This window comes from Paraprevotella clara YIT 11840 (genome assembly GCF_000233955.1).
Lineage (GTDB): Bacteria > Bacteroidota > Bacteroidia > Bacteroidales > Bacteroidaceae > Paraprevotella > Paraprevotella clara.
Genome location: NZ_JH376740.1, coordinates 273 through 500, shown reverse-complemented (window position 1 = coordinate 500; position 228 = coordinate 273).

Here is a 228-nt window from a genome sequence, read left to right as displayed (position 1 = left end):
GAGAGTTACTCTCTATAAAACAAGATTTTTTAGGGTTTAAGTATTGGATAATCAAGAATAATCCCGCTCTTTTTCGAGAGTTTTCGAATAATATTATATGGAACAAGTGAAATATTCAACATATATGAAAAAAATACAAATGGTTGACCTACAAGGTCAGTATGAAAGAATTAGAAATCAGGTGCAGGCTTCTTTTGAAGAAGTGCTTAGTACTACTGCCTTTATCAA